Raw genomic sequence first — 13,342 nt, forward strand, 5'->3', positions numbered from 1 at the left:
AAAAACGCCGTTGGCGTCCATTAAGGACGCCGAAGGCGTTTTTGCTTGTTATTGTACCTTTTGTGGTTCTGGGTAAGTGACGCCCAGTGTGTCGACGGTTACTTTCTTCATCACTGGTGGCTCTTCCGGACGATTAGAACCATCTCTTTTCAAGCTAACAATGGATTTAACCACGTCCATGCCTTCGGTAACTTTACCAAAAGCGGCATAGCTTCCATCTAGACTAGGATAAGCTGCATCCATAATAAAGAACTGGGAACCGGCAGAATCTGGAGCCTGCGATCTTGCCATGGACAGAACACCTTCCGTATGCAACAGGTTATTAGTAAACCCGTTTCCAGAGAATTCTCCAGCGATGCTATATCCTGGGCCACCCATACCGGTACCATCAGGGTCACCGCCCTGAATCATGAAGTCAGGGATCACTCTATGGAATATGATGCCGTCATAAAATCCTTTTTGAATCAGTGAGATGAAGTTGTTCACAGTGTTAGGGGCAACTTCAGGATAAAGCTCGGCTTTGATGATGCCTCCGTTATCCATCTCAATAGTCACAATGGGGTGGCTTGCTGTAGCTGAAGGGAGTCCTTCGTTAGCGCCAGCATTTGTCTCGCTGCTTGCGTTATTTCCTGCTGCTCCACTGCTGCTTCCATTATTACTGCTGGCATTGTTATTGGTAGGCTTATTACCGCAACCTGCTGCAATAACCATCACCAGGCATAACATGACCATTAGGATAGCAGATCTTGCTCGTGTAGACTTCACTAATCAATCTCTCCTTTTTCTTGAATAATCTCGTAGGTACTTCTCATAATAACCTCTTTGTCCCTTTACATGCAAAGGTCAGTTGTGACATGTGGGATTGGCACATTCTCAAAAGAGGTTTACAATAATAGGAATGTTTCCGCGAGAACATCAAGAAAGGATGTGTAGATCATGCGCTTTTCATGGAAACGTAACTTGATCGTGCTTTGGGTGGGTGTCTTTTTTTGTAGTACGGCGTATTCGATCTCTATTCCGTTCCTCTCTATTTTTTTGAGTGACGAGCTTGGGGTTACGAATCATTTGGAAATTTGGTCTGGGGTTAGCTTTGGCATAACCTTTCTAGCCAGCGCTTTAATTTCTCCCTACTGGGGTTCCCTCGCCGACAAATATGGTCGGAAGCCGATGCTTATTCGCTCGGGCTTCAGTTTGGCAGCCTTATATCTGATTAATTACTTCGTGCATGATCCTTACGTCTTTCTGATCGTGCGCGTACTACAAGGATTGCTTGCTGGATTTGTTCCGGCTGCGATAGCCATGGTGGCTACGAACACACCTGAGGATAAGACCGGTTATGCGCTGAGTATTATGTCTACAGCCGGAGCAACGGGCAGTATCATTGGTCCATTGATCGGCGGTGTAGTGAGCTTTTACACAAGCAATCGGGTTGCTTTTTTATTCTCAGCAGGTATTGTACTCGTTTCGGCACTTATTGCTACTTTTTTTGCTAAAGAAGAGAATTTTGACCGATCTGCTCCGAGGTCTCATGTAAGTGATGATATCAAGGAAGCGCGAAGCAATCGCGCATTTATGACTTTGCTATCGCTGGCGGGGATAAGCACCTTTTCTGTTATGATTCTGGAGCCGCTTATTCCGATACATCTGCTAGACATGGGAATCGCCAAAAGCAGCGCCTCGCTAAGCTCAGGAATTGTATTCTCCGCTGTGGGTATTGCTACTGTGCTAATGGCTCCTCAGTGGGGGAGAATCGGAAGCCGGAAGGGCTTCGGGATGATCTTGTTCATTGGATTAATCGGTGGAGGTATCGGTAATATTCTGCAATTCTTTGTTACAGGGTATGTAGAATTCGCCGTTCTTCGTTTTGCTTACGGCTTGTTCTATGCAGGTGTGCTTCCATCTGTAAATGCAATGATTGTACAAGTGATTGAGCCCGGGTTTCGCGGACGTGCTTTTGGTCTCAACCAAGCGGCATCTCAACTCGCGACAATGGCCGGGCCTATTATAGGCGGATTACTTGGGGCTTTTATCCAGATCCGCTGGGTGTTTGTGATCAATGGGGTGATGCTGCTTGTAGCAGCGGTATTGGTTAAGACCCGTAAGCTGGATTCCCAAATTGCAGCAGCGCGTTCAGCAGAATAACCGGCTGCTCAAGAGTAACCATTAATGAAGAAAGTGCTCATATTGAAAAACAAATAAAGCCGCCGGATCCTAGCCCGGCGGCTTTATTTAGTCTAATCTCCCTGTGATCCGTTTAAGACGTCCGTTCCAGGCATGCCATCAACTGGTGGTGAAGCAGGGTCGATGATGGATCCTGGATACACCTCATCTGCATCAGGAATATCTTCCAGTGGAGGATCCTCCTCTTCCATCTCTAACAGCTCCTCGTCCTCAACATTATCGCTGCTTGTTAGTCCTGCCGTTTCAGCAGCCAGGAATGCATCGGATTCCAGTAAGTCATTTCTTTCGAGTGTTTCCTCAGGTTGGTTTAAACCAATATCCGCCGCCAAATATTTATCGCCAACCAACACGGGGTCGGCATCTTCATTGACAACATCCTCTACATCAATATCAGCTTGTATATAACGTTCATATGCAAAATCGGCTTCAGTTTTATTAGGTGTATCTTCCATAGCCGTTCACTCCCTCGGTAGGTTAAGATTTGGACTTCTCATATGTATCTTTACCCGATTGCCTATGATCGAATCGTTTTATAAATAATCAGGGTAATAACGCCGATAAATAACGTCTTTTTTCGAGAAAATTTACAAGAATAGGCAGGAATAGTGCGAAGGTTGTCGAAATTAAGAATCATATATGATCATTTAAACAACTAATGAATTACTGAGGTGCTACGATGAAGTTGCCAAAACCAAAGATAGCGGCTACTTTGCTATTATTTCTATTGCTAACAGCAATAGTGCCTTACGGTGCGGCGATAGTGAGTGCTGGATCATCAGACTCTGCGCTGCCAAGTTGGGAGATTAGATTTGGAAATACAGAAGCAGAGACTGTCGAAGAAGCTGTAGCAGCTTCAGATGATGAATGGATTCGCGTAACGCCTCATAATAACAAACCAGAGACGCCAAAAGGTACATCCTCAGCGTGGCTCCGGTTTTCTTTGCCGCAAATGAGCGAGAAATCCGCGTTATTCATTAATAAGGTATATGGAAATAGCGTCAAAGCTTATGTGAATAACGCGTTAGTATATGATTCTGAGAATAAATACAATTTCAACGGCAGCAAAATTCTAATTCCTTTATCCACAGAAGATGGAGGGAAGGAACTATACATATGGACACACGGAGGAAGCAAGGATTTAGGAATAGAAGGCGAAATAAGGGTAGATCGCTACAGTGAGCTGTTGTCCATTTATGTGAAGCAGGGCTTAATGGATATCATCATTGGGATGACGTTTATCTTTATAGCTATTGTCCTGTTTATTTGTTCATTATTCTTGAGAAAAGGATTTTTTACGGCCGGATTTTTGTTGGTGTTAATTCTCTTATCCATTGGAGTCATAGTGGTTACGTATTCTTCGTTTTTGCCGATCATCCTTGGGGATTATGGGAAAATCGTGCTTGTATTCTTTGATTTAGCATTGTACACCTTGTTGCCATCAGTAACCTTTTATTTTGAGAAAATATTCGGTTCAGGGAAAAAACAAATCGTCACCCGATTCCGTAAGTTTCAAGTGGTTTATTCTATATTCAGTCTTTCACTAATGGTTATTAATATCCTTCTGTCGTATCAGCTGGAAGACTTTTATAGATTCATGACTGCTGATATTCTAGGCATCATTATGATTGTGCAATTTATACTATTGGTAAGCTTAGCGTTTATTCATACTTATCGCGGCAATGGGGATGCTATTGTTTTTACTACAGGATTTACAATCTTTGCATTTATATCTCTTGTCGAATTGATCGTATACTACATATCCAGAGAATCCTATCAATTATATTGGTGGAAGTGGGGGATGATGGTTTTCGTATTATCCTTAATCGTCATTCTGGGGAGAAGGTTTACGAGAAACCATGAACAACTCGTTGAATATTCTCGTAAGCTTGAGACGTTTAATAATGATTTACAGCGTTCCGAGAAAATGGAGATTATAAGTGAATTGGCAGCTTCTGTAGCGCATGAGGTACGGAATCCTTTACAGGTAACCCGTGGTTTCCTTCAGATCCTAGGAGAACGGTCAGATCATAAGGAGAGGGAGTATATGCAGATGGCCATCGCAGAACTGGATAGAGCGACGGTTATTATCTCAGACTTCCTTACCTTTGCTAAGCCGGGGCTAGAGACTATTGAGAGGCTAGATGTATCCGAAGAGTTACGGCATGTGTCGGGTATCCTCTCTCCGCTTGCGAATTTGCAAGGGGGAGTCATTGAACTCAACCTGCAGTCGGAACTCTGCGTGATTGGATCATCTGCTAAATTTAAACAAGCGTTTATTAATATTATAAAAAATAGCATCGAAGCTTTACAGGATAATGGATTTATTAGAGTTACGGCCTGGAAATCCGAAGCCCATGTAATGATCAGTGTACGTGATAATGGGGAAGGGATGAATGGTAGTGAGCTGGCCCGATTGGGTGAGCCTTATTACTCTAATAAAACAAAAGGAACAGGGCTTGGGCTTATGGTAACCTTCCGAATTATTGAGGCGATGGAAGGGACAACTGAGTTTCAAAGTGAGAAGGGGGAAGGAACGGAGATTATCATTAAATTGCCAACGGCTAGAAAAAATTAGGAGAATTTAATGATTATTCCGTTTTTTAGAAGGAAAGGGTAGCATAGTGAGCGAAGTAGTAACACACAGAATATTGTTTCTGAAACTTCCTTCTGAGGTGCCTATATGCGCTTGATGGTTAGAATACTCCACATTACAATCACCCTTTCACTCCTCCTGATAGGTTGTGGCTCTATTATTGTATCGGCAGCGAACCCAAATCCATCCCAAGAAATTACAAAGTGGCAAATGAAATGGGGGGATGAAACAGGAAATGCAGGACAAGAGATTCCGTGGAGTGAAGGCCAGCAAAGCTGGATGAACGTAGATTCTAAGAAGGGACTCCCAGAGTTACCTTCAGGAGTATCCTCTTCTTGGACCCGCATTTCCTTACCCGATTTAAGTTATGTGTCTCCTTCGGTGTATATCGATACTTTATATGCTCTTCATGTGAGAGTGTATGTGGAGGATCGTTTGATCTTCGAGGAAAATCGTAAATATATCAAGGATAACTATTCTTTGCTGTTGCCTTTAAGTAAAGAAGATAACGGGAAAACACTATATATCTGGACAGAAACCATGCAAGACAGAATTGGAATTAAAAAAAGTGTAATGATCGGTGAACATAGTCAATTAATTAATGAATATATTGAGAATGGATTAAGTGATGTGATTTTGGGCTGCGCTTTTTTTCTGGTGGCTATCGTTCTATTTATAAGTGCTCTATACATAAACAGAGATTATTTCTCCAGTGTTGCTTCACTAGCAGTGGTTATAGCGGCTACCGGAATCCTTTCTATAACCTACTCCCCCTTCATCTATACCTTTTACAATAAATTGGGGCCAATTAGTAACGTTTGCCTAGACTTAGCCCTTTTTTCACTTCTCCCAGCGCTTACCTTTTTATTTGAGAAATTATTCGGTAGTGGTAAATTCAGTATCATTCGAAAATTTCGTCAATTTCAAGTGCTTTACTCTTCTTTTTGTTTGTTATGTCTTTTAATCAATCTCCTATCAAATAATCGCTATATTGAGTTCTATTATTTTATTTCTACCACCATTATAGGGGTTATCCTTATCCTCCAATTCATCCTGCTGATCGCATGTGTGGTTATGTTCTCTCTTAAAGGAAATAAAGATGCTATTGTGTTTGCCATTGGATTTGGAACCGCTGCGTTTACTGTAGTTGCAGAGCTATTATGGTATTACATCCAAAAAGGGAATTATGATTTGTTCTTGTGGAAGTGGGGGCTGGTTGCTTTCATTATTTCCTTGATCGTAATTCTGGAACGAAGATTAGCCTATAACCATCAACAGGTTGTTAATTACTCTAGAGAACTAGAGCGTTTCAACAATGAATTGGAGCGTTCGGAAAAAATGGAGATCATTAGCGAGCTTGCTGCATCCGTAGCTCATGAAGTAAGAAACCCACTACAAGTCACCCGGGGATTTCTTCAGCTGCTTAGCGAGAAATCCGTTAACGAAGAGCAAATTTATATGTCAATGGCTCTAAGTGAACTAGATCGTGCATCCAATATTATTACAGATTTCTTAACCTTTGCTAAACCAGAATTTGAGACAATCTCTAGTCTGAATTTATATGATGAATTCAAACATATTGAGAGTATTATGCAGCCCTTGTGTCACATCAATGGAGGAAAAATGATTCTGGATGTATCCGGCCAATTATGGGTAAAAGGAAATTCCTCGAAATTTAAGCAGGCGTTCATTAACATTATCAAGAACAGCATTGAATCATTCAGTGAAGAAGGGTTCATTTATATGTCGGTGTACGGTGAAGATAATAAAGTGATTATTCACATCAAAGATAACGGGGAAGGAATGGACCCTGATGTTCTGCACCGACTCGGAGAACCATATTTCACCAAGAAAAATAAAGGAACAGGTTTAGGATTGATGGTCACCTTCCGCATCATTGAAGCTATGCAAGGTGAAGTGAGATTTACAAGCAAAAAAGGAGTAGGAACCGAATCCATTACCATACTGCCATTGGCAGAAGCTCCGGATGATTCCTACTCCCTATGAGGTTAATCCTGCTGTCTTACCAAGAACCGCGTGGTGCTGCGGTTGCTTTCAATACATCTGATGATGGACTTGGTGGGATTACAAGATAGAATTCATTTGAACCTTCTTCAACGGCTTTCAAGGTAACGCTGTCGGGAATGATTACGCCTAGCGCTTCTTGGAGAGCTGCTTTTGGATCTGCGAGTAGTCTTTGCTTAAAACTTGGATCTTCCCATGCCTTTTGAATGACTTGATTTCTAAGAACTGCTTCTGACAAAATAATCACCCTTTCCAAAATGTATATATTTACCTTTAATAATATAACATAGCAATTGTGCTAATACTATTCTTTTTATTACAAAATAATAGAATTATTGTATATTTTTTGACAAATAATAAAACAAGCCTCCACCTTGTAAAAGCTGCTTTTCTGCTTCTATAGAATCTGAGATCTGTTGTAAGTTCGTCACCAACATGGAGTGGAATGCTAGGAGATGAGGTATATCTAAGCTGGAAGCCATTACTTTGCGATGCGTATCCTGCGCTAGCTCAGCATAGGTACGTAGTCCGTTTGCTGTAAACAGGAAGAATTCGACCTCTTTTGATGTGAGTGTGGTTGCTTTGTCAGTGGATAGATAGCTTCGTGTGAGTGAGAGGAGACAATTATAGCTGCCTTCTGATAAATCTTCGTTCCAGTCTTCATAGTCGTCAAGCATTTGCAGTGTAAGCAGAACAGAGTCGATCACTTCCTCAGACTGCGGGACAAGAGAATCCTTACCAGATAGCAGAAGGGCAGCGGTACTGGATAGTTTGAGCGGACTGGCTTTATATGGGATCTTGATCCGATCATTAAGAAAATAATCACTGGTGGTTTCATTACTAACACTGTCTGCCCATTGAGCGATATAACGATTGAACGATGTCCAGAAAGAGGAGTCATTCGGAAACAAAAGTCTGTAGATATTCAAAAATTCAACATAGAGTAGGTTCGCTAAAGGTAGTCTTTCGTATGTAGAGGATTCTTTGCTGTCCATCAGGTCATCCTGTATGAAAAAATATAGCATGAAGAAGACATTGCCCATCGACATTTGACGGGTAATTTCTGCTGAGAGCCCACAGCTTTTCTGAAGCCAAAAGGGCAATAGATAACATATGTAATTTTTGTGGCTTTCCGCATTGAATACGTTAAAATGTTCAAGATAGGACATGCCTTGTGAATTTAGAGGCTCAGGAAATTCGGAGATGATCTTTCTACTTTCTTGAAATACTAAGCGGAGTTCTTCTTCGTAATCATTTAGCCAATCCATTGCATCCCTCCTACAATAAAATTGCAAAAAACTGGTTCTTTCGCCCTGATTATATCCTTCTCTTTATTCCATTACAACTAAAATTTAGGAGGTTTAAGGACGAATGGAGTGTTATACTTTTGGACAAATGCTTATGACTATTCGAATGGGGCAAAAGGCTGAAACGCCAGACGGCCGCATTGTGATGCGTACCTCTGCGGGACTTATTTGGACCAATGGGATATTGAATGGAAAAACAGTAGAAATCAAAGATTATTTGTTCTCTGATCTGTGGCAAATCTATGAGGATGAGGAAAGCATGAAAGAGGGAATTGGCAGAGAAAAGCATGAAAAGCGGGAGCGGGAAATGCTTGGAAATCAATATGAAGAGCTGCGCTTAGCGAGTCGGAAACGTTGAATTCAACGTTCGACTCGCCAATTGCAGCTAGGATGAGGAAATTACTTCGATTTCAATGCTTCGTATTGACCTCTAAGACGTAGAAGTCTCCAAATACTTTGATCTAAGCCACCGAGTCGGTTGCGCTCGGTCCACAATAGACGATATTGATGAAGTAGAACATTCAAATCATTGATTTGCTCCGTAATCAGATTAGGGTCAATCGAATCTGGCGCGGATGCCAGCTGCAGTTTAATTCTTCCAAGCTGCACAGCGTGCTTCACAAAATGGATTCCGTTACTCAGTTCCTTAAGAACAAGATCAGCATCATCACATTGAAGATCAAGCCCCGAGAGACGTGCCTCGATAGAGAGCATGTATTCTTCAAGATTGTTGAAATGCTCTTCGGTAAGCTTCTCTACAATTAACAAATTGTCGAGATTAGTACGAAGAAGCAGGGACATTTCCGTATCATTTGAACGAATAATCTCGGATTCAAGCTGATAGTAATTGCCGAGATCAAGGAGTAGTTGACCAATACCCTCGGAACGATCCGCGAAGATAAATGTATTTAAATATTTTGCAGTGTCTACATCTAGATTGTTATCTACATTCCAGGAAAGTGCAGCACCATAAACATATCCAGTGTAGCTGATTGGGAGATGCTGCCAATGCCCATGATCACCCCAATCGGTAATGAGATAGCCGATAGAACCATTATTTTTGCCATGAATAGCTGCACTACGCAGATTGGCAAACATATTGTCGCTACGCCCTGTAATGGAGTTCCATGAGCTGGTACCTGGGCAGACATAGAAAGGAATGCCTGCTTCACGGAATTTGAGGGTATCGGACTCAAAAGGATGTTCCGCACTGTAACCCCATTCCATAGCAATAATATCTTTAGGCAGGTGAGGGATCAGTTCGGGATGTTGGATAATAATATCACCCCAGAATTGCATCGTCTTGCCGCGTTTCGTAACAAGCTCATAAATCTTCTGAAGAAAAGATAAATAGATCTGACCTTTACCTTGTGATTCAGCCAGCGCTTTGCTTTTGCCAAGACCAAGCTCATACGTCTCATCACAGCCTACATTAAATTGATTAGAGGAGAAGTATGGAAGCAGATCGTCGAACATTTTTTCTAGCAGAGGGAGCACGGCAGGATCTTCGGTATCAAACGTACCGGGATGCATAAATAGTCCTTCTGGATATACATCTCCCATGTACAATTCCTTGGGAAGCATAAATCCCTCTGGAATTTCAGCTAAAGCATTGAATTCAGGACGGGAAAGCCAGCCTTCCATATGTCCAAAGCTGTTCTGGTTTGGAACAAGCTCAATATAACGCGCCTTACAGTAGGCATCTAGAAGCAGGATTTCCTCTCCTGTGATTGGAGTCTCAAGCTCCCACACTTGAGGGAAAGATTCGTACGCGAACGGCGTACCTTCTATATATAGCTGAAGCTGGTTCATCTTTAGATCGGCCATAAGGTCAATGATTCGGTACAAGGTTTCTTGCTTTGGAATTTTATTGCGGCTGATATCAACGGTTATCCCTCTAGCTCCAAAATCAGGTTCATCGCGAATATGCAGATGAGGAATAGATCTGCCGCTTTGTTCAATGATTTGTTTCAGAGTGGCTACTGCGTAGAAGGCACCGACAGGTGAGCTATAGGAGACAACGATACCGCTCTGATCAACAACTATTTCGTATGCCTGCTCAGATAATGACGGCACATAGCTAAAGATACAAGCGGATACGACCGTTGGACGTGTGCCAATAGATAAGGTCAAATGAAGATTTAAGGCTTGTTTAATCACAGCTTGCAGCTTTTGTGCAGCAGGCATTGAACTTTCCTCTCCCGTACTAGGAAGCACAATGCTTCCGCTTATTGGGAAACGGTATGAGTCCTGTGACAATGTGATTTCACGCGGATTAGGCAGAAGCAGTAGTGTAGAATGATTAAGCATAGCGTGGACACCTCTTATTCATGTAGAATATGATCAACTTCACAATAACCTTATCACTACTAAACAGAGGGGGGAATGTCTATAATGTCCAAGCGCATGGATTATATGATCAGTCCATATCCAATACGAATTATTGATCCGAAGGTTGAGTCCTCTAAGCTGAAGCTTAAAAATATTAGAGTAGGACAAGCCGGCCATTTGCCTGGAAGAACGTTATTCCGTTCAGGCGTAGTTTTTGAACACTGGGCTATTGTTTACATAGTATCTGGTGGTGGCACCTATATGGAGACTTCGGGGAAAGAACAGCAGGTGCGTGAAGGCAGCTTATTCTTTTTTCGCCCAGGATACAGTTACAATTTCGGTCCACCACCTGGAGGGAGCTGGGATGAATATTATATTAATTTTAATGGGACACGTGTATCGGAATGGCTAGAGTCGGGTCTAATCGCTGGCGGGAATGTGTTCCAAGCGAATTCGATCATGGGTCTTTCGACCTTATTTGAAGAGGTACTACAACGAATGGAGAGTGGAGAACCTGCAGATGCGGATCGGGCCGCACTACTCGTTGAAAGGATGCTATTGGAGTGTTCTTTTATAATAGAAGAAAAAAGTTGGAATGCTCAGGCAGATTATATGCGTCAGATTCGGGAGGACCTGAATTTATGCATTTATGGTGAAATGGACCTAGAGCAAATTGCGGCAAAACATCATATCTCGATGTCTACCCTTCGTCGTCTTGTTCGGCGTAGTAGCGGGTATCCGCTTCATGAATATATTCACCGTCTTAAAATGGCTGAGGCCAAAAAGCTGCTTCTAAATACCCCATTACAAGTAAAAGAAATATCGGGCATGCTTCATTATAATGATCCATTCTATTTTTCACGTTTATTTAAAAAATATATGGGGATTGCGCCACAGCTTTGTCGTAGTAACATTTAAATCGACATCATACTACTAGAGTCCCAATGTGAATTGTTATAATTATATAATTGTTGTCGTTTTATGAGATATGTTAAAAATTATGGATTAATATTACATAAATACGTTAGTTCTTTATAACTATAGTGGATAAAATGACAAATTTTAGGTATAAAATCTTCTAAAAAAATAATAAATTTTTTGTAACTATTTTTCAAATGGAAGCGCAAACATGGGAAATGTCAGCTTGTTATTGTGATTTTTCTCATGTATGATGCTTTTATCGAGCACAGTACAATCTCGCATTTTCCAAAAAACTGGAGAATAGGGTGGTGGGATGAAAATCAAACCAACTGCAGAAGACAAACTGATTGAGTATTACAGGTACTTCTCTTTGTCCCTCACATCGCTCATGTATCTTCTAGATAAAACGGGACCTTCCGTAATTTATAAATCCCTTGTTATAGCCATACTCTTTCTGTTTGCACAAACGTTCTTATTTTTTTATCGGAGGTTACGAAGCAGGCCAAAGACCCTCGTCCTGGCTGTTAGTATAGAGATGGTGGGAATTATTGCATTGACCTTGTTTACCGGTGGGTACGAGAGTTCCTTTAGGCTCTATGTGCTAAACCCTGTATTGATTGCTGCAGGCTCATTGTCCATTTATTTTGGATGGTCGCTGCTTTTAAGTTACATCAGTATTTTTGCGGTGCTCTGTTATTTTTTTATCAATTCTGCGAACAAAACTTTTTTGAAAATTGTATTTGTAAATGGGAATCTGTTTCTAACACTGGTACTTACGGTTATAATAATGCAGATCGTTAATCGGATGAAGCGGCAACGTGAAGAATCGAATGCTCGCACGAAAGAGACGATGGAGCATATCAAATCGCTGTACCATATCGTGGAAACCTCAAGCCAACATGATTTCATGAATATCGGTCAAGTGATCACCGATTATGTTGTTAAGCTAACGAAGCTGGATAAGGCTTTGTTTTGGTTCGCCAAGAAAAGCGGAGAACCAGCACCGCAGAGCAGGCAGACCGGCTGGCAGCAGGAAGAGGAACAGTTCTTATTCTCAGAACTGGGCAAACATGAACATGAATGGAGATTGCAGCGAGAGCCTATTTTTAGAAATCTTCCGGGATTAGGAGATTTCCTGCTGATGCCTGTACGGATGAGCACCCGATTTGTAGGGATGATTGGACTCAAGCTGGAGTCTACAGAGGGGCTGGAAGGCCGCAGATGGTATATTCAACAATTGATATTCTTATCTGAGCTAAGTGCGAATATTCTTGAAAGGCATGAGCTTGGTGTGATTGAGAACCGGTTGATCATCACGAACGAACAGAACCGGATTGCGGATGAAATGCACGACAGTGTATCCCAAAGCCTTTTTGGTATTGTGTATGCGACGCATTCGCTGAAGGAATCGTGGAAGAGGATGTCAGATCATGAGCTAGAAGAACAAATTGAGCTTATTCATGACTCTGCTACAAAGGTTGCTAAAGAACTGCGGATCACGATCTACAGTCTTAGCTCCAAGAAGAGTGGCGGGCCTACATGGCTCGGTATGGTAAGATCACATTTAAAGAGCTTATCTAGATTAAATGATGTTGATATTGAATTAAAAATAACGGGAGATGATTTCAGTCTCCCTTATCCTTACCACAAGGCGCTTTTTCGGATTATCTCCGAAGCCACTGGTAATGCCATCAGGCATGGTGCTGCCAGTCGAGTGGATGTAGAACTGTCTCTGAAGCCGACTTGGATTCGATTATTGATTTGTGATAATGGTGTTGGTTTTGATACTGATTTGTTATGGATTGAATCCGAAGATAGTGCGAGTGGGCTTGGCATGAAGAATATGCAATATTTGACGCAGTCGCTAGGTGGCGACTTCCAGCTGTCCAGTAATGAAAATATGGGAACGAGAATCTTGATTTCCATTCCTGTGGGTGTAGCTGAATTAAAGAATGCATAAACTTTAGGGCGGGAGGTCGTTTCT

General features: G+C 41.8%; 11 protein-coding genes. 6 read left to right on the plus strand and 5 right to left on the minus strand.

Features of this window, described 5'->3' with window-relative positions:
- Positions 1-48: 48 nt before the first annotated feature.
- Complete coding sequence (locus MHI27_RS04780) at positions 49-732, minus strand: peptidylprolyl isomerase (RefSeq protein WP_405176692.1); 684 nt, start codon at positions 730-732, stop codon at positions 49-51.
- Between the two features lie 204 nt (positions 733-936).
- On the opposite strand from MHI27_RS04780, the gene MHI27_RS04785 reads away from it, so the two are divergent.
- Entirely contained in the window at positions 937-2,142 is a 1,206-nt protein-coding gene (locus MHI27_RS04785; protein ID WP_076283887.1) for an MFS transporter, read from the plus strand.
- 92 nt (positions 2,143-2,234) lie between these two features.
- On the opposite strand, the gene MHI27_RS04790 is transcribed toward MHI27_RS04785, so the two are convergent.
- On the minus strand, positions 2,235-2,633 hold the full coding sequence (locus tag MHI27_RS04790) for a hypothetical protein (protein ID WP_341127270.1): 399 nt from the start codon (positions 2,631-2,633) through the stop codon (positions 2,235-2,237).
- A 224-nt stretch (positions 2,634-2,857) separates the two neighbouring features.
- Here MHI27_RS04790 and MHI27_RS04795 point away from each other — a divergent pair, with 224 nt between their 5' ends.
- Complete coding sequence (locus MHI27_RS04795; RefSeq protein ID WP_405175723.1) at positions 2,858-4,756, plus strand: ATP-binding protein; 1,899 nt, start codon at positions 2,858-2,860, stop codon at positions 4,754-4,756.
- Positions 4,757-4,870: 114 nt separating this feature from the next.
- Positions 4,871-6,781, plus strand: coding sequence for an ATP-binding protein (locus tag MHI27_RS04800; RefSeq protein WP_405176693.1), 1,911 nt, complete (start codon positions 4,871-4,873; stop codon positions 6,779-6,781).
- A 16-nt stretch (positions 6,782-6,797) separates the two neighbouring features.
- Here the strand turns inward: MHI27_RS04800 and MHI27_RS04805 are convergent, their stop codons facing one another.
- The gene (locus tag MHI27_RS04805; protein ID WP_170880314.1) at positions 6,798-7,037 is read right to left on the minus strand and encodes an NHLP leader peptide family RiPP precursor; all 240 of its coding nucleotides are present in this window, start codon (positions 7,035-7,037) and stop codon (positions 6,798-6,800) included.
- A 94-nt stretch (positions 7,038-7,131) separates the two neighbouring features.
- Positions 7,132-8,067, minus strand: coding sequence for a hypothetical protein (locus tag MHI27_RS04810; protein ID WP_405175724.1), 936 nt, complete (start codon positions 8,065-8,067; stop codon positions 7,132-7,134).
- A gap of 103 nt (positions 8,068-8,170) precedes the next feature.
- On the opposite strand from MHI27_RS04810, the gene MHI27_RS04815 reads away from it, so the two are divergent.
- The gene (locus MHI27_RS04815) at positions 8,171-8,464 is read left to right on the plus strand and encodes a hypothetical protein (RefSeq protein WP_405175725.1); all 294 of its coding nucleotides are present in this window, start codon (positions 8,171-8,173) and stop codon (positions 8,462-8,464) included.
- A gap of 41 nt (positions 8,465-8,505) precedes the next feature.
- Here MHI27_RS04815 and MHI27_RS04820 read toward each other — a convergent pair whose 3' ends face one another.
- A complete protein-coding gene (locus tag MHI27_RS04820) occupies positions 8,506-10,416 on the minus strand; it encodes a family 20 glycosylhydrolase (RefSeq protein ID WP_076299136.1) in 1,911 nt (636 codons plus the stop codon).
- An 84-nt stretch (positions 10,417-10,500) separates the two neighbouring features.
- Here MHI27_RS04820 and MHI27_RS04825 point away from each other — a divergent pair, with 84 nt between their 5' ends.
- Positions 10,501-11,355, plus strand: coding sequence for an AraC family transcriptional regulator (locus MHI27_RS04825; RefSeq protein WP_076283894.1), 855 nt, complete (start codon positions 10,501-10,503; stop codon positions 11,353-11,355).
- 316 nt (positions 11,356-11,671) lie between these two features.
- On the plus strand, positions 11,672-13,318 hold the full coding sequence (locus MHI27_RS04830; RefSeq protein WP_405175726.1) for a sensor histidine kinase: 1,647 nt from the start codon (positions 11,672-11,674) through the stop codon (positions 13,316-13,318).
- The last annotated feature ends 24 nt before the right edge of the window (positions 13,319-13,342 follow it).

Source organism: Paenibacillus sp. FSL H8-0261 (assembly GCF_045040645.1).
Lineage (GTDB): Bacteria > Bacillota > Bacilli > Paenibacillales > Paenibacillaceae > Paenibacillus_AQ.